Source organism: Marinobacter santoriniensis NKSG1 (genome assembly GCF_000347775.1).
GTDB classification, from domain to species: domain Bacteria; phylum Pseudomonadota; class Gammaproteobacteria; order Pseudomonadales; family Oleiphilaceae; genus Marinobacter; species Marinobacter santoriniensis.
In genome coordinates this window covers 210,984-226,878 of sequence record NZ_APAT01000015.1, presented here as the reverse complement: position 1 = coordinate 226,878, position 15,895 = coordinate 210,984, and the positions used below count along the sequence as shown (strand labels likewise).

Below are 15,895 nucleotides of genomic sequence, written 5' to 3'. Positions count from 1 at the left end.
CCTTATATTCTATATAGGGATTTACCTAGTTTTCCCTCAAGACCGGTTTTTCCGATCAGCCATTTCCACACTTTTTAGGGATTTATCTCTCTTGAGTGCTGGCTTGATCGAACTCATGCCTTTCAATTCCTTTGCGCAGTTTAATTGTTTACATGGCCGTTGAACGGTGATGACGGCAAAACGACGATAGCCTTTGAGCATGGCGGGGATCTGTAGCAGTTTGGCTTTTCGATAGGAGTCTGTCTCGTAGCGGCCCAGCTGAAACCATTGCCAGACAACCACCTGTTTTCTGGAATACAGGTTTCGATAGATGCGGATCCCATTACCCAGGGACTTTTCCATCTGCCAGTTGCCGCTCTGGATGGGAGGATGGAAATAGGGCACCAGCTTTTCGTCGTCATGCTGTTTGATCGACTGCGCCACCGAAATCCACGTTCCGGAACCTTGCCAGACGTCGTGGCGGAACCGGTCTGGGTATTCCATATTGATGGGCAGGCTCTCTGACGGTGCTACGGTGAATCCGGGGTCCTTCAGCGTCCATTCCGGAAGGGGGTGGCTGATGGAGTTAGCCATTGCAACTGCCACGGGCCCGATCAGAATCGCAATGAGGGCAAAGCCGATACCCCGGCGCTGGATGCTGATCGTTGCGTTGCCCCCGGCCGAGTGCGAACGACGGCGGACCGGCGAGAAGTAGAGCGCGGGAAGGACAAATCCTGCGAAAACGAGCCAGCCCATGGTCTCATGGTCTGTCAGAAGGTCGTTCTGCATTCGGGATTCATAGGCTACGATCACCAGGATGATAATTCGAACCCAATTTGCCAGCAGCCCCAGAAGGGCCGCTGTGGCCAGGGTCAGGGTCCAGTCTTTGAGCTTTGCATCGTTCAGAATGGAAACCATCGTGCCCAGAAGAATGGCAATCGCAAAGTACCGGATGCCGGAACATCCGTCGGCAATGACAAGGCGGCCATAGGGGAGGCTGATGCTGTTGCCCTCCACCAGTACCGTCATGCCGAACAGATGTACGGTTTGATTGACGACCAGGCTGGCGAGTTTGACCAGATAGGGCACGAAATCCGCCCAGACGGGTAGCGAGAGGGACAGTAGAAAGAGGTAGGGAACAAAACGCCATGCAGGTCGGGTCCCGAGTAAAATCCAGGCGAGAGAACCCAGCCCGACCGGTAGCATCAGGAACGCCAGCGTATCAATACGGACCAGTTCAAGGACTCCCCAGGCCAGGACGACGAGGATAAAAACCGCACCGCCGAGCCAGTTTGTTTGTCCGGACGTGGAAGGGGGGTGGTCAACCGGATTCCGTGGCGGATGGATGAGCAACAGGCCAATAAAAATCAGTGCGGTAAATAGCCCATGCGCCAGTACCTGATCGAAGGCGAGCCAGCGTTCAATAAGCCGAAGCCAGGTGGGATAAAACAATAGTAACCCGATCCCGGTGACCATGAGGTAAGGCCGGGAGAAGGGCAAATGATCGAGAGTCTTCCTTAACATCGTCAGCACGCCTGATAGAACATCCTTTGCTCAGGATACTGTTTATTATTATGACATTACATAGCGCATCTAGACATAAAAAAAGCCAGCCGAAGCTGGCTTTTTCAATCGCCTGAATCAGGCTTTCTGACGACGGCGTGCTGCACCGAGGCCGGCAAGGCCGAGGCCCAGCAGGGCCAGAGTGCCCGGCTCGGGGACTGGTACTACTGACTCAACCATTACCACGAGGTCATTGAAGTCCTTGTCGGAATTGGCATAAAGAATGTCCTCAAACGCCAAAACAAACTCATTAGGAGTCCACAAGCCCTCAGCAAACCCAGCGATTTGGATGGTGTCAGTATTTGTGCCTTGATAGGCTACCATCTGATCGCTTCCGCCGTTCAGGTTGCTATCGGAGTAGAACAATGGACTGTTTCCGGGATTATTTTCAGACCCCAGATAGTAGCCGAAGTCTCGGCTGCTAAAATCGACGCCTGAATCAACACCGTTTACCCGAATTGAGCCATCCAGCAACATTGATAACGTGACCTGGCTGCTGATTGTATTGCTATCGCTTCCGGAGAAAAGCTGAACATAGTTGTTCGGGTTATGCCGATCGTAAACACCGAATGTGTTGGATCCGGCATTGCCGGCAATTTCCATAACAAATGTGCTAACGCTTCCGCCTGTAGCGGTGATGTTCCAGTAACTGTCTGTTCCGTCAGCCAGTTGATCTGCATTCACGTCCACTGAAGACGCGCCTGGGGTTGGGCTTGGAGCAACAGTGACGGTGTCCAGTACGTTTTGAAGGCCTGTGCCGATGCCGTCATCGCCATCATTGCTGACGACCACAGCTTGTGCAGATACCGTCCATGCGGACAGAGCAACTGCAGCAGTAAGAAGTTTGAGTTTCATGGGTTTATCTCCGGTTGTTTAGCTCTAATTCCCTGTAGTTCGCTTTGCAACCAGGCTGTCTCTTGTTCTTTTGGAGTCCAGAGATCCTTGGCTTTCCGTCCCACCCTCGCGAGTGGTTTGGCATCCGACCGGGAATCGCCCCGATCCTCACCTAAAACAATGCGAGTTCTGTGCCAAGTTATAAGATGTTGAATAAAAAGCGTTTTTAGTGGACGCTTAACGATGAGTGTAAAAAACATCGACAGGCTCAACGAAAACGGCCGATGAATCGGGATTCATCGGCCGTTTAACTATCGTGAATGTAGGCGGGTTGTCAGCTTGCTTTACATGGCCTGTTTGACCGTATTCAGGTGCGCCTCGATCTCTGCGTTGCCGGGCGCCAGTGCCAGGGCCTGCTCGATGTATTTCCGGGCGTTTTCGTGATCACCCTGCAAATGCAGTATCCAGCCATAGGTGTCCAGAATGGCTGGATTCCTGGGCTCCAGCTGGCTGGCACGGCTTGCGTATTCCCTGGCCTTGTCCAGATCGTCTTCCCGAAGCATCCAGGCAAGGTTATTCAGTGCCTTGGCATTGTTCGGTTGGCGCTTGAGAACCTCTTCATACTGGGCTTTGGCGGCCACGTTCTGTTGCTGGTTCATGAGCCACTCGGCCCGGGCCATATGGGCGGCAGGGCTTTCGGGCGTCGCACTGAGCCATTCGTCCGTCAACGTATCCAGCGAGGATGGTGATGTCGCCCGTGCAAGGCCCAGTAAGGAGGGCATTAGCCGGGTGTTTTTCGTGGTCTTCCATTGGTCAAGCAGGTATTTGTAGGCTTCATCCTTGCCGTCTCTTGCCTGAAGCAGGGTAGCCCTGGAAAGAGCTACAGCGGGTTGGTTTCCGAAGGTGGTTTCCACGCCATCCAGAGCCTTGAGTGCGTCGTCGTATTTTTCCTGCATCTGAAGAAGCCCGACGGGGAGCAGTGCATAACCAAGGTTCTCCGGCTCGAGGGCAATGGCCTCCGCGGCTTTACCACGTGCCTCTTCCCAGTTTTTGGCGTTGGCGGCAGCGCGGGCTTCGGCCAGCAGCAGTCGTCCGGTCGCGCGTTTGAGTGGCGCGCTGTCCGGATCCGAATGCTGGTCGAGCAGCTTGCGGGCGTCGGTGAGATTGCCCTGCCTGATATTGATCAACGCCTGCAGGATATCGGCATTGGTCTTCAGCGGGGGATGGGTCTCGGCGACGCTTCCAAGCCAGGTTTTCACCTGGTTCATGTCATGGTCCCGCGCATACAGTTGGCCGGCCTGTTGCAACGGCTGGATGGCATTGGGGGTAATCAGGGCCGCTTTTATCAAAAGGTCAACAGCCTGCGATGTCTTGTCAGTCTGGGCATAGAGTGTGGCCAGCGCGATCGTGGGTGCCTGCAGATCGGGCTTCTGATCCACCAGTTTTTCCAGCCGTGAGACGGCGTTGTCCACATTGCCCAGCCGAGCATCCGCCATGCTGGCCAGCAGGATTGCCTGGGGTTCGTCGGCATACCCATTGAGCAGTGAGTCCCGGATCTCCGCGGCTTCTTTTTTCTCTCCCTGCTGAATCAGAAGGTTCAGGTAGGTGCCGGTGGTTGCCCAGTCTGCCGGGTTCGAGGTGAAGGCCATCCGCAGTTGCGCGAGTGCCAGTTCCGGCTGATCAGCACCGATGTAGTGGCGGGCAAGGGCAAGACGCAGCCGGACCCGGTCGGGCTCGTTGGCCAGAACCTTACTCAAACTGGTGATGCCTTCTTTGGCGTGTTCGGGGAGGCTGAGTGCGAGAATGCCGTGCATGGCCAGCAGCTCGTTATCATCCGGACGGGCTTCGATGGCGCGGCTCAGGGTTTTGAGCGCTTCTTCCCGCTGGCCTTTGTCGATCTGGGCCATGGTGGCTGCGCGAATAAATTGCGTCGGCGTGGTCTCCGGATCCAGATTTTCCGTCAGAAGCTGGGCCCCTTCATCCAGTTCGCCAGAGCCGGCTTCCAGAGTGCCGAGAATCAGGGCGGCAGATTGATTGTCGGGGTTCAGCTTGAGCATGTCCCGGAGAATCCCTTTGGCTTCGTCGATCTTGCCATCCTTGATGGCGGCGATTGCGGCTTCCGCCTGGGCACGGGCTTCGGTGTTCATGTTCTCTGCAAGAATCTTGTTATACACCTGGGCCTCGGTAATACGCCCCTGTTCAGTAAGCACTCGCGAGAGCGCAGAAAGAACATTGCGGCGTACCGGCAGGAAGACGTCGGAGCTCGGAACCTCGCCGACGGCATTGGTCAGGGTGTCAGCAGCCGCATCCAGGTTGTTCTGCCGGTACTGGGCTATGCCTTTCCAGTAAAGAACCTCGACATTGGGGCCCTGTTTGTTCAGCCAGTCGTCCGCAGTCTGGACGGCAGTGGTGTTCTGGTTCAGGTTGATCTGGGTGTTTAGCAGGCCGCTGATGGCAGCGACGTTACTCGGGTGGGAGGTGGCGAGGTTCTGGTAAAGTGCCTGCGCCTCGGCGAGTTGTCCTGACCGACGGAGGGCTTCAGCCCGGATCAGGTCGGCTTCCAGTTGCTCTTCCGGGGATGCCGGTTTGTGGAGGGCCAGGGTTTCGGTTGCAGAGAGGTGTTTACCCTGATTCACGTAAGCCCGGGCCAGGGGCAGGGCAACGGTATCGGGATAATCCTTAAGCCAGGGTTCCAGCAGTTCCGAGGCCTGCTTGTTGGCACCGATGTCCAGGTAAAGCCGAGCAAGATGGACAATGTAGTCGACGTTGTCCGGTTGCATCTGAATGGCGTTTTTGACCTCAAGCAGCGCGGAGCGGTACTGGCCCTGTTCGGCGTAGGTGTCGGCCCGATTGATGTGCGACATCGCTTCGGAGTCGTCCGGCTGATTGTTACAGCCGGCCAGAAGCGGAAGCGTCAGTGTCAGAGCGAGTAGGATTCTGGAGACTGCTGCGCTGGTGTTCCCTGTTCTCATAGATTTACTCCCCGAGCTTCCCGTCCGTGGCAGGGCGGTACTCATACTTCTGATGGTTCAGCTGTGGTGCTGATCTTGTATTTGTCAGTGAGGTTATACAGTGTGGGGCGGGTGACCCCGAGCAGGCGGGCGGCCTGGGCCATGTTGAATCCGGAACTCTGTAACGCCTGAAGAATTGCCTGGCGTTCGGCCTGTTCCCGCACCTGACGGAGATTGATGTGTCCGCCGTTAAGGGCTTCTCCGGAGCTCAGCTCAAGATCCTCGGCCGTCACACGCTTTCCGTCTGCCATGATAGTGGCCCGTTTGACCTTGTTGATCATTTCACGGACATTGCCCGGCCAGCTGTAACTGTTGATGGCGTTGATCGCCTCCTCGGTAAACGCGAGGTTGGTGCGGTCCATCTGCTTGCCGAGTGTCTTCAGGAGGTGTTGGGCGATCAAGAGGGCGTCGCCGTCCCGTTCGCGCAACGAAGGCACGTCGAGGGTGATTTCACTGATCCGGTAGTAAAGATCTTCCCGGAAATCCCCGCTGTCGATCAGCTGACGGACATCCCGGTGAGTCGCACAAACCACTCGCACATCGACCGGGATGGGCTTGACTGAACCCACGCGATCGACCATCCGCTCCTGGAGAAAACGCAACAGTTTTGCCTGCAACGCCATCGGCATATCACCAATCTCGTCCAGGAACAGGGTGCCGCCATTGGCGCTCTCGATTTTACCCTTCTTGCTCTGGGTTGCCCCGGTGAATGAGCCTTTCTCGAAGCCAAACAGCTCACTTTCAAGCAGGTTCTCGGGAATGGCGGCACAGTTGATGGCGGCAAAGGGTTTGTCCGCACGGGGGCTGAGATCGTGCAGCGCCCGAGCCAGCAATTCCTTGCCGGTGCCTGTTTCCCCGGTGATCAGGGTGGTGACGTCGGTGGGGGCCACTTTTTCGAGCGTGCGACAGATGCCGAGCATCTGGGGGCTGGCAGCCACAATGCCTTTTATAGTGGTGCCATTCCGTTGGCCGGCGAGGTCCCGGTTTTCCCGTTCGAGTTCGGCCAGGCGAAATGCCCGATTCACAACGAAGGTGAGGATGTCCGCATCGAGGGGTTTCTGATAGAAATCGGAGGCGCCCATGCCGATGGCGCGGACAGCGTTTTCCTTGTCCTCACGGCCGGTAACAACAATGACCTTGGTCATCGGCGCGAGTTTGAGAATGTCCTCAAGCAAGGCAAACCCTTCCGTGGCGCCGCCGGGATCCGGTGGCAGGCCGAGATCAAGGGTGACAACCTCCGGCTCGGTGCGCCTGAGTGCTGCCAGGGCGGATTCTCGATCGGAGGCGACGGTCACCTCCAGTTCCTCACTGAAGCACCAGCGCATCTGACTCTGGAGGCCCGGGTCATCTTCTACTATCAGGAGTCGTCTGGTCACAACTGCAACAAATCCCTTGTTATGTACTTTGTTATCGCATCGAAACAGCCTGTTTCAATGATTCCTTACACTTGATTCTTAACTGAACATTGGCAGTTTGCAATGACCAGTTGGATTAATCGTGAAAACCGCCAACTAATTGACGTCTTTGGCCGGGCTTTCCGTACCGGTCATTGACCATTCCGCAGAGTCCGTCGGCGCAAAAGTGCTTTCGATATCGGTGGCTTCAAGGGGAATGCGCACGGTGAAGCACGAGCCCACTCCAGGTTCGCTGGTCACGTCGATATTCCCGCCCAGTTGTTGCACGTATTCCCGGGCCTGGTAGGCACCGATGCCCATGCCGGTCAGTCCTTTGGTGCTCTCAAACGGTTTGAACAGCGAAGTGTTGATAAAGTCTTCGCTCATCCCGCTGCCGGTGTCCTGAATAAAAAGGACCACGCTGCCACGGGCGCGTTTGACGTTCAGAGTGATCTCGCCCGTTGGCGGTGTCGCATCCTGGGCATTCTGGATCAGATGGCCGAGCACGCTGCGTAATTCCTCGTAATCAGCCCGTATCATGGCGGGGGGTGGGTCTCCCACCAGCGACGGGGCCGGCGACTGGTGGCTGTATTGGGTGACAAGGCTGCGGGCAAGATCGCTCAGATTGATGCTCCGATAGCTGGATTCGCCACGGTCCGTGGGTTTCCGAATATGGTCGACCAGATTGGACATCTTGCGAACCGCATGTTCCGTGGTGTTGATCATATCGTCGATGAAAGCGGGATTGTTCCGGTGCTTTGGCGCATTCTTGACCAGCAAGGACAGCTGGGCGATCAGGGTTTTCAGGTCGTGCACCATGAACGCGGATGCTTTGCTGACGGCCTCGAATTGCATCGCACGGGATAGCCGGTGCTGCGCATCGGCCTGGGCGAGTAGGTTGCACGACTGGCGGGCGACGACTTTGATCAGGTCAAAGTTTTCCCAGTTCAGCTCCACTTTGGCGTAGGGGTTGCCGATCATTGCGATGCCGTAGAGATCATTGCCGAGGTAAAGAGGGATGACCAGCCAGGCCTCGGGGATCATTGCGATCGAATCCGGGATTTCCAGCAGGTTGTAGCTCAACGGGTCGGCCCGGTATTCGTGCAGGTCCACAATCCACTCCCGCTCCTCGAACAGGCGGACCAGCTCGCAATCGCCATCGATGCTGGTGAACTTGGGCATGGACAGGTTTACGGAGGACTTCAGCGAGTAAGCGCCCTGTTCGTCCTTGATCCAGATGGCCCCGGCGTTGCTCTCCACAAGCCCTGACAGGATCCGGATGACCCGTACCGGAAGGGGCGGGTCGTCGCTGACGTTGGCCAGTTCCCGGGTCATCTTCAACCATTCTTCCCGATAGTCGTATTTGTAGTCGAAGAAGTTCTGGCTGATCAGAACCATGAGTTTGGCGCGCAACCGCCGCGAAAGGACCAGTGTGGCCAGGAAGGCCAGGGCGATGGTCAGGAACAGCACCTGAAGGGCATCGCCCCAGTCACCGCCGAGTATGCGCACGTAGTAGCCACCGATGGCCAGGAACAGGAGATACCCGCCGGCAAACACCAGAGTGCCCGCGTGGAATACCGCAGACCGGGAGAGCTGAAAATCCACGGGCTGTTTGCGGGTGTTGACCACGTTGACCGCAAACAAAGGCACAAGAAGCGCGTTGACGAGGCCTCGGGCGTTCCAGAAAGCGGCGTCAACCTGCCCGAAGAGCAGGGCATCGGCGTACATGAAAAAGTCAAAGGCAAAGATCGTGGCAATGCCGATGCACAGGTATTTGATGCTGGAGCGACCGATACTCGGCGAGTTTCGCCAGATCTGCTCAACCAGGGAGAGTCCAAGCAGGGTAAGTGCAATCTGCCCGAGGATCTTGGTTTTGCCGGTGAGGATTTGCCAACCAAGGACGAACTCGAGAATTGCAAAGCCCACCAGCAACACAACGAGTGAAAACGTCGAGATTCCGAGAAGTTTGCGCAGTTGGGTGTGGGTACTGCCTTGCCGGGAGGCGTCCCGCAGCAGTGCAAACAGCAGCGTGATCCAGGTCCCGTCCCGGAGCAGCTCCAGCAGGTACCGGATAGTGAAGCCCGGTGTGCCCCAGAGGCTCTGGGTCACCAGTGCGCCGGCCCACAGGGTGGACACGAGCCCGGCAAGGAACAGTGCCTGGTCGACGTCTCGCCTCAGATAACGAACGGCAACCAGCAGGGCAAGCAGGCCGAAGGCCAGCGTTGCCGCACCGTAGCTGATCAGGCTGAAATCACTGAGCATGTTCGCTTCCTGCGCCTTGCCCGGCTGTTTCCTGACCTCGTGTCAGGCGGTTACACCGGGCTCTTGTTGTTCCGGTAGAAACGGAAGATTTCCTGCAGCGGTCGCCTGGGCTTGAAGTCGAACTCCCGGGCGAAGGCTCTGCCGTCGATCACTACAGGATACTTGAAAAACGCCATCAGATACGATGGGAAGCGCCGCATATTGAGCGTCCGGAGAATCAGGCTGGGTACAACCGGAGGTATCGACGGTATCGGAATGCGTTTGCATCCGCACAGGCGAAGTGCGTGCTGGTACGCCACCCAGTCCTGGGGTGCAACGTTAAAGACGCCCCGGACAGGTTTCTTGTAGGCGAGCACGATGGCATCGGCCATGTCGTCGATGTGGATGAACTGCATCATTGGCGAAAAGCCCGCCAGTACCGGAGCCCGCTCGCTCGCCAATAGCGTACTCATGGTGTTCCGGACGCCCGGTCCGACGATATTGCAGGGGCGAAGAATGGTGATGTTGAGATCCGGATAGCGCCAGAGGTAGATATTGGCGAGATTTTCCAGTTCCACCGAATCCACCAGATCCGCGCTGAGCCCGGCTGCCTTGAGCGGAGCGGATTCATCAATCAGGGCGGGATTGTAGGCCACGGCTCCGTAGACGTGGTAAGTGGAAAGCACCACCACCCGTTTGATGCCGTACTTGTGGCTGAGGTCGAGCAATTTCTGGGTGCCCAGTACGTTGGCGTTATAGCGGCGCATCCGGGTGAGCTGGCTCGACTGGATCCGGCCCAGGTGGATCACACCATCGAACTGGTAACGCCTGAACAGGTCCTCGAACACGCGCTTGTTGAAGTCGATGCAGTAGCTCGGGATGTCATCGCCGAGGTAGACCTGTTCGCGGAAATCGACGGCGACGAGATCGCAGGTATCCCGGAGCTGATCAATGACCTGTTGGGCAAGCGCCCCGGCAGCACCGGTAACCAGAATATGTGGGCGTTTTGGAGTTGTCATCAGAACAGCTTTTTCCTCTCGCTCAGTCCTTTGTCGATCAGGCGGCTGATTTCGGCTTTCACCGTCTCGACCCGTTCGGTCACCAGTTCTTCGGGAATCTCCGTGTTGTCAAAATACATGGGGGCTCCGAAGTTCAGGTGCACCTTGGCGGGCAACACCGCGGGCAGGGCAACCGGGGCATAGGGTATGCCCAGCGCTTTGGCCAGGGGCTTGATGTTGGCGATGGCCGGGATGGTTTCTTCGCATCCCACCACGCCGACCGGCACGATCGGGGCGTTGTATTTCATCGCGAGGTGCATGAAACCGTTGCCGAAGCGTTTCAGTTGATAGCGGTCTTTGTAAAGCTTGCCGGAACCCCGGATCCCCTCAGGAAACACGATGACCGCTTCGTTGTTGGCGAGCATCTTTGCGCAGTTGACCGGATCCCCGAGTACCGCGCCCATTTCATTGAGCAGGTTGCCGAGCCAGGGAACCGTCGGAAAGAAGCGCTCGATCATGGCCCTCGGAATGCGTGGCTGTTCGGGCCGGGAGGCAAGGGCGTAGCCAATCAGGAGACCGTCGATCGGGAGCTGTCCGCTGTGGTTGGCAATGATCAGGACCGGCCCCTCGGCGGGCACCTGTTCGACGCCGTGGGCTTCCACCCGGAAGTACTTTTCATAGATTTGCCGGGTGAGGGCGAAGCCGTATTTGATGGCCTCGTTGTTGTAGCCCCAGGGATCGTAGCCCAGCGAGCCGATCGGTTTGCGGATGCGGTTGATATGTTTGTCGATGTCCGCAGGGATCAGTTTCGACTTAACGTAGGTGGCCAGGCTCATTCCTTCTCCACGATTATTTGCGTCCGATGAGTACACCCAGGGTGTGGCTTTGTCCGTTATTCAGCACCCGGTAGTCGCCCGCTGCATTGGCGGTTTCGACACAGAGCATGGTCTTCCAGGCCGAATCGGGGAAATCCGAGAGAGCCCGGGCCTTTTCGGGGCCGGGGTTCCAGACCACCGTTGAGTCGCTGCCAACGGGCGTCAGTCGGCGGCTGCCGCCGGGGGTGACGATCTTCAGCGGTTCGCCACTCTCATAGATCCGGTCGGTTTCTCCATCGAAGTACACCGGCCCCTCCTGGGGTTTGTACTCCCAGTTGTCCAGCGTATCGATGTACTGGCTGTACCCAAGCCCCAGAACCCGGGTACGGGTAATGTCCGGGGTGGGCAGGTAGGTATGTAGGGCCTGGCTGAATGCCAGCGGCTCCTCTGACAGGTTGGTGGTGGTGAGCGCCAGTTGGCAGCCGCGAACCGAGAAGTGAAACGTCAGCAGCGCCAGTGCTCTGCCGCGCCATTCTTCGGCAAAGTCTTCATTGGCGTCCAGGGAAAGGCTGATCTCGATCTCGTGGGCATTTTCGCGCACGTCCTCAAGTTTCCACAGGGCCGTTCTTGCGAACCCGTGGGCTTTGTCCGAGTGAATGCGCTTGCGCACTTCCGGGGGATTTCTCTGGGGATCGCCAAACCAGGGCCAGCACACAGGTATGCCACCACGGATGGCCCTGCCCGGTTCAAAGCGGGCTGTGTCGCTGAGCCAGAGCCATTCCGATTCGCCACTGGGGGCAAAATGCGTCAGGTGTGCGCCCTGCAGGAACAGGGTCGCCCGAAACAGGGGGTGTTGAATAACCAGTGCTTCAAGATGGCCGATGGTGGCCCAGCGGGTGAACGACCATTGTCCCGGTGACAGAGCCCGGGAAGGACGATGACTGCTCTCTGACATGGAAGATCGGCTTACGGCTCGGTTAAGTGTATCTGCTTATGACCAGAGTAAATTAAAACTGACCGTCCGGCGAGAATTGTGCCTAAAATAGCGCCGATTTTTCGAGGAGACGCGCCATGGACCAGCCCAAAGTTACGCCGATACAGCCCCCCGTTCTGAACGCGACCGGGCAGTTTATGGATGCGGTTGCCGGCAGTGACGTCGAACCTTCCGATTACGGCAATGCCGTGCCTGCTCCGGTTTCAGAGGGCTGGCTTGATCAGCTGGCGTCCGGTCTGAGCGAATCCGGCTGGATGTCGCTCGATGTCCGGGAGCGTCTTGGCGATCCCCTGATTACGGCTTTAAGGGAGGAGGTCGCCATCCTCGATCGGACCGATGCAATGAAGCGTGCCGGTATTGGCCGTGGTACCGATCTGGTCCGGGATCGCTCGGTACGTCGTGACCGGATTGCCTGGCTTCAGGGCATTACCCCGCCCCAGGCACAGCTGTTCGACTTTCTGAAGGCCATCCAGCAAGGGCTGAACCAGCGTTTGTTTCTGGGGCTGAAGCGGTTTGAGGCGCACTACGCCACGTACCACCCCGGTGATTTCTACAAGCGACACCTGGACAGTTTCCAGGGGCGCGCGTCCCGGGTGGTCAGCCTGGTGCTCTACCTGAATGAGGACTGGTCTCCGGACGATGGCGGTGCGTTGCAGGTGTTCAACCGGGACAGCGACAGCGAAGTGTGCGGTCTGGTCCTGCCCGAAGCGGGGCGGATGGCGCTGTTCATGAGCGAAGAGATTCCCCATGAGGTCTTGCCTGCCAATCGAACGCGCTACAGCCTGGCTTGCTGGTTCCGGCAGGATGAAGTGCCGCTGCCGCTGTAGATTTCCGGGCCGGGCTCGATTTTCCGTTGTAGTCCCGGAACCCTTTTGCTAATATGCGCGCCGCTTTCGAGGGAAACCCCGAAACGCCGTTATGGTGGCCCCATTGGTGCCTCCGCAACATGAAACCGTGAACCCGGTCAGGCCCGGAAGGGAGCAGCCGCAGCGGTGGATATGTGTGCCGGAGATTTGCTGATGGGGTCACCCCCAGTTTTCCCCGCTGTTCCCAGTCCCTGAGATACTCTCCGTTTCGAGCGCGATGTCCGGCGTTCGGCATTCATCTTTGCTTCTTATCAAAGCGGGTCCATGCTAAGGTTAAGCCCATTTTTACAGCAGTTGATGGAACATGAGCTACCAGGTACTTGCCCGTAAATGGCGTCCCCGCACGTTCGAAGACATGGTGGGTCAGGAACACGTGCTTCAGGCACTGATCCACGCCCTCGAAAACCAGCGATTGCACCACGCCTATCTGTTCACCGGTACCCGTGGGGTTGGTAAAACCACCATCGGCCGGCTGCTTGCCCGTTGCCTCAACTGTGAAACCGGCATCACCCCGCATCCCTGTGGCGAGTGTTCCAGCTGTCAGGAAATCCAGGAAGGTCGTTTCGTTGACCTGATCGAGATCGATGCGGCGTCCCGCACGGGCGTCGATGATATGCGGGAGCTGACTGACAACGTTCAGTACGCGCCCACCCGTGGTCGTTACAAGGTGTACCTCATTGACGAGGTGCACATGCTCACCAATCAATCGTTCAATGCTTTCCTCAAAACCCTTGAGGAGCCGCCCGATCACGTCAAATTCCTGCTGGCGACGACCGATCCCCAGAAACTGCCGGTGACGGTTCTGTCCCGGTGTCTGCAGTTCAATCTCAAGCGCATGACGCCGGAACACATTGCCGGCCATCTTTCTCATGTGCTTGGAGCCGAGGAGATTCCGTTTGAGGAGCCGGCACTGTGGCTTCTGGCCCGGGCGGCGGATGGCAGTATGCGGGATGCCCTCAGTCTGACCGACCAGGCCATCGCATTCGGTAACCAGAAGCTGGCGGCGGCGGATGTCAGCAACATGCTCGGCACCATCGACCAGCGGGACATCGAAAAAATTGTGAATGCCCTGGTCGAACGGGATGGCCCCGGCCTGCTGTCGGAAATTGCCCGCATCTCGGATTATGCGCCGGACTACAGTGTGATTCTGGCGGATCTGCTGTCGCTCTTTCATCGGGTCACCATGGAGCAGGTGGTCCCGGGCAGTGCCGATAATGCCCTGGGCGACGCCGCACAGGTTCAGGCCCTGGCCCGCCGGCTGAGTGCCGAAGACGCCCAGCTTTTCTACCAGGCGGCCCTGATTGGCCGGAAGGATCTGGATATCACGCCCGACGCCCGGATGGGCTTCGAAATGACGCTGCTGAGGATGCTCGCGTTCCGGCCCGGCTCCGATCGGCGCGCCCCGCCGGCGGTGAGTTCGGGCAGCGAAGGTTCCCGCGGCGACTCCCGGGATGAGCCTGAGCCTGCGCCGGCACCGCAGACTGAATCTGAGGCCCAGGCCGTACCCGAGGCTCGGGTTGCTCCCGAACCAGAGCCCACGCCGGACGCTCCCGAACCGGTTGCGGCATCGGAGGCAATCCCGGAACCGCCACCTGCAATGACCGCGGAAAGTGCGCCGGTCGATGAGGGTGCAAACAACGACGAGTGGCTTGCGAGCCTGGACGCCGGCGCAGACGCTGGATACCCAGAGCCAGAGCCAGAGCCAGAGCCAGAGCCAGAGCCAGAGCCAGAGCCGCCACAACTCGGTGAAACGCCGGATGCAGCGGTGCCGGAACCTGAACCGGAAGTCGCGCTCCGGCAGGACGAAACCGTGGCCGATAATCGGGCCGACGGTGAGTTCGTCTGGGAACGGGATTTCCGGGATCTCGGCATCGTGGGTATGCCTGGCAACCTGGCCAGTCACGGCGCCATGGCCCGCCACGACGACACCATCGTATTGACGATTGACGAGGGGCACGCTCGCCTGCTGAACCCGAGGCATGAGGAAAAAATCCTCGCTGCCTTGAGAAAGCGCTTTGGCGACGCCATTCAACTGGATATAAGGCCCGGTGATCCTGGTCCTCATACGCCAGCGGCCTACGAAGAGCGGCAGAGACAGGCCCGGCAACAGGCGGCGGAAGAGGCCATTCGCCAGGATCCGGTGGTGAAATCCATCGTAGAACGTTTTGAGGCACGGGTGGTCGAAGACAGTATCCGGCCCATAGAGCTGAGCAGGAGATAAGACATGTTCAATAACATGGGCGACATGATGAAAAAAGCCCAAAAGATGCAGGAAGAAATGCAGAAGGCCCAGGAAGAGATCGCCAAGGCGGAAGTCACGGGTGAATCCGGCGCGGGCCTGGTGAAGGTAACCATGAATGGCCGGCACGATGTCCGCAAGGTGGACATTGATGACTCCCTGATGTCCGAGGAAAAGGAAATCCTGGAAGACCTCCTGGCCGCGGCGGTAAACGATGCGGTTCGTCGTGTGGAGGCCAATCAGAAAGAGAAGATGTCCGGCATGATGTCCGGCCTGGGCGTACCGTCCGATTTCAAGATGCCATTTTGATGGCTGATTTGACGCTGTAATCCCGAGGTTAGTGGATGGCTTTCAGTCCCCTGGTAGACGAACTGGTTGAATCGTTGAGATGCCTGCCCGGCGTTGGGCAGAAAACGGCACAGCGAATGGCGTTTCATTTGCTGGAACGCGGTCGCTCGGGCGGTTCCCGGCTATCCGATGCCCTGCGAAATGCCATGGACGGGGTAAGGCGCTGTGAGTCGTGCCAGAATTTCTCGGACACGGAGCTCTGTGGCATCTGTGAGAACCCGGAGCGCACCAACGGCACACTGTGCGTGGTCGAAAGCCCGTCGGATCTCCTTGCCATCGAACAGGCCGGCGATTACCGGGGCAGCTACTTCGTGCTGATGGGGCACCTTTCGCCGATTGATGGCGTCGGGCCGGAAGAGATCGGCATCGAACGGCTGCTCAGACGGGTTCGCGAAGAAGGCGTTACTGAACTCATCCTGGCCACCAATCCGACGGTGGAAGGCGAGGCGACCGCGCATTATATCTCCGATCGCCTCGACGGCACCGACATCCTGATTACCCGGCTGGCCCATGGCATTCCCGTCGGCGGGGAACTGGGCTATGTCGACGGCTTTACTCTGACCCACGCATTTCGCGGTCGCAAACCCCTTTCCGAATAGGCAATCCGGACGTT

At 58.1% G+C, this 15,895-nt stretch carries 12 protein-coding genes, 1 other RNA gene and 1 riboswitch; of the genes, 5 read left to right on the top strand and 8 right to left on the bottom strand.

The genetic code is table 11. From position 1 onward, the window contains the following. Positions 1-36: 36 nt before the first annotated feature. The 8 genes from MSNKSG1_RS06795 to MSNKSG1_RS06760 all read right to left on the bottom strand — a co-directional run bounded on the left by MSNKSG1_RS06795 (position 37) and on the right by MSNKSG1_RS06760 (position 11,790). Positions 37-1,503: an exosortase/archaeosortase family protein gene (locus MSNKSG1_RS06795; RefSeq protein ID WP_040886702.1), complete on the bottom strand. Its 1,467-nt coding sequence runs from the start codon at positions 1,501-1,503 to the stop codon at positions 37-39. Positions 1,504-1,620: 117 nt separating this feature from the next. Beyond that, a complete protein-coding gene (locus MSNKSG1_RS06790; protein ID WP_008938512.1) occupies positions 1,621-2,397 on the bottom strand; it encodes a DUF4114 domain-containing protein in 777 nt (258 codons plus the stop codon). A 42-nt stretch (positions 2,398-2,439) separates the two neighbouring features. Further along, a riboswitch (cyclic di-GMP riboswitch) is annotated at positions 2,440-2,529 on the bottom strand. Positions 2,530-2,720: 191 nt separating this feature from the next. Continuing rightward, entirely contained in the window at positions 2,721-5,348 is a 2,628-nt protein-coding gene (locus MSNKSG1_RS06785) for a tetratricopeptide repeat protein (protein ID WP_008938511.1), read from the bottom strand. A gap of 41 nt (positions 5,349-5,389) precedes the next feature. Beyond that, on the bottom strand, positions 5,390-6,763 hold the full coding sequence (gene prsR, locus MSNKSG1_RS06780; RefSeq protein ID WP_040886701.1) for a PEP-CTERM-box response regulator transcription factor: 1,374 nt from the start codon (positions 6,761-6,763) through the stop codon (positions 5,390-5,392). A gap of 135 nt (positions 6,764-6,898) precedes the next feature. After that, complete coding sequence (gene prsK, locus MSNKSG1_RS06775) at positions 6,899-9,043, bottom strand: XrtA/PEP-CTERM system histidine kinase PrsK (RefSeq protein ID WP_008938509.1); 2,145 nt, start codon at positions 9,041-9,043, stop codon at positions 6,899-6,901. Positions 9,044-9,093: 50 nt separating this feature from the next. Further along, on the bottom strand, positions 9,094-10,041 hold the full coding sequence (locus MSNKSG1_RS06770; RefSeq protein ID WP_008938508.1) for an SDR family oxidoreductase: 948 nt from the start codon (positions 10,039-10,041) through the stop codon (positions 9,094-9,096). Continuing rightward, a complete protein-coding gene (locus MSNKSG1_RS06765; RefSeq protein WP_008938507.1) occupies positions 10,041-10,856 on the bottom strand; it encodes a lysophospholipid acyltransferase family protein in 816 nt (271 codons plus the stop codon). Before MSNKSG1_RS06765 ends, MSNKSG1_RS06770 begins: the two co-directional genes overlap by 1 nt. 13 nt (positions 10,857-10,869) lie before the next feature. Continuing rightward, positions 10,870-11,790, bottom strand: coding sequence for a D-hexose-6-phosphate mutarotase (locus tag MSNKSG1_RS06760; RefSeq protein ID WP_008938506.1), 921 nt, complete (start codon positions 11,788-11,790; stop codon positions 10,870-10,872). Positions 11,791-11,906: 116 nt separating this feature from the next. Here MSNKSG1_RS06760 and MSNKSG1_RS06755 point away from each other — a divergent pair, with 116 nt between their 5' ends. The 5 genes from MSNKSG1_RS06755 (at position 11,907) to recR (ending at position 15,881) form a co-directional block, all read left to right on the top strand. Further along, positions 11,907-12,656 (top strand): 2OG-Fe(II) oxygenase, encoded by a 750-nt coding sequence (locus MSNKSG1_RS06755; protein WP_008938505.1) that lies wholly within the window; start codon positions 11,907-11,909, stop codon positions 12,654-12,656. Between the two features lie 101 nt (positions 12,657-12,757). Continuing rightward, positions 12,758-12,854, top strand: an RNA gene (gene ffs / locus MSNKSG1_RS18895) — signal recognition particle sRNA small type. Between the two features lie 145 nt (positions 12,855-12,999). Next, positions 13,000-14,916: a DNA polymerase III subunit gamma/tau gene (gene dnaX / locus MSNKSG1_RS06750; RefSeq protein WP_008938504.1), complete on the top strand. Its 1,917-nt coding sequence runs from the start codon at positions 13,000-13,002 to the stop codon at positions 14,914-14,916. 3 nt (positions 14,917-14,919) lie between these two features. Beyond that, a complete protein-coding gene (locus tag MSNKSG1_RS06745; protein WP_008938503.1) occupies positions 14,920-15,243 on the top strand; it encodes a YbaB/EbfC family nucleoid-associated protein in 324 nt (107 codons plus the stop codon). A gap of 35 nt (positions 15,244-15,278) precedes the next feature. Next, positions 15,279-15,881 (top strand): recombination mediator RecR, encoded by a 603-nt coding sequence (gene recR / locus MSNKSG1_RS06740; RefSeq protein ID WP_008938502.1) that lies wholly within the window; start codon positions 15,279-15,281, stop codon positions 15,879-15,881. Positions 15,882-15,895: the final 14 nt, after the last annotated feature.

Coding starts and splice junctions, on each gene's coding strand:
- MSNKSG1_RS06795 (WP_040886702.1), bottom strand. CDS start 1,503: ATGTTAAGGAAGACTCTCGATCATTTGCCCTTCTCCCGGCCTTACCTC.
- MSNKSG1_RS06765 (WP_008938507.1), bottom strand. CDS start 10,856: ATGAGCCTGGCCACCTACGTTAAGTCGAAACTGATCCCTGCGGACATC.
- MSNKSG1_RS06790 (WP_008938512.1), bottom strand. CDS start 2,397: ATGAAACTCAAACTTCTTACTGCTGCAGTTGCTCTGTCCGCATGGACG.
- MSNKSG1_RS06760 (WP_008938506.1), bottom strand. CDS start 11,790: ATGTCAGAGAGCAGTCATCGTCCTTCCCGGGCTCTGTCACCGGGACAA.
- MSNKSG1_RS06745 (WP_008938503.1), top strand. CDS start 14,920: ATGTTCAATAACATGGGCGACATGATGAAAAAAGCCCAAAAGATGCAG.
- recR (WP_008938502.1), top strand. CDS start 15,279: ATGGCTTTCAGTCCCCTGGTAGACGAACTGGTTGAATCGTTGAGATGC.
- prsK (WP_008938509.1), bottom strand. CDS start 9,043: ATGCTCAGTGATTTCAGCCTGATCAGCTACGGTGCGGCAACGCTGGCC.
- MSNKSG1_RS06785 (WP_008938511.1), bottom strand. CDS start 5,348: ATGAGAACAGGGAACACCAGCGCAGCAGTCTCCAGAATCCTACTCGCT.
- MSNKSG1_RS06770 (WP_008938508.1), bottom strand. CDS start 10,041: ATGACAACTCCAAAACGCCCACATATTCTGGTTACCGGTGCTGCCGGG.
- MSNKSG1_RS06755 (WP_008938505.1), top strand. CDS start 11,907: ATGGACCAGCCCAAAGTTACGCCGATACAGCCCCCCGTTCTGAACGCG.
- dnaX (WP_008938504.1), top strand. CDS start 13,000: ATGAGCTACCAGGTACTTGCCCGTAAATGGCGTCCCCGCACGTTCGAA.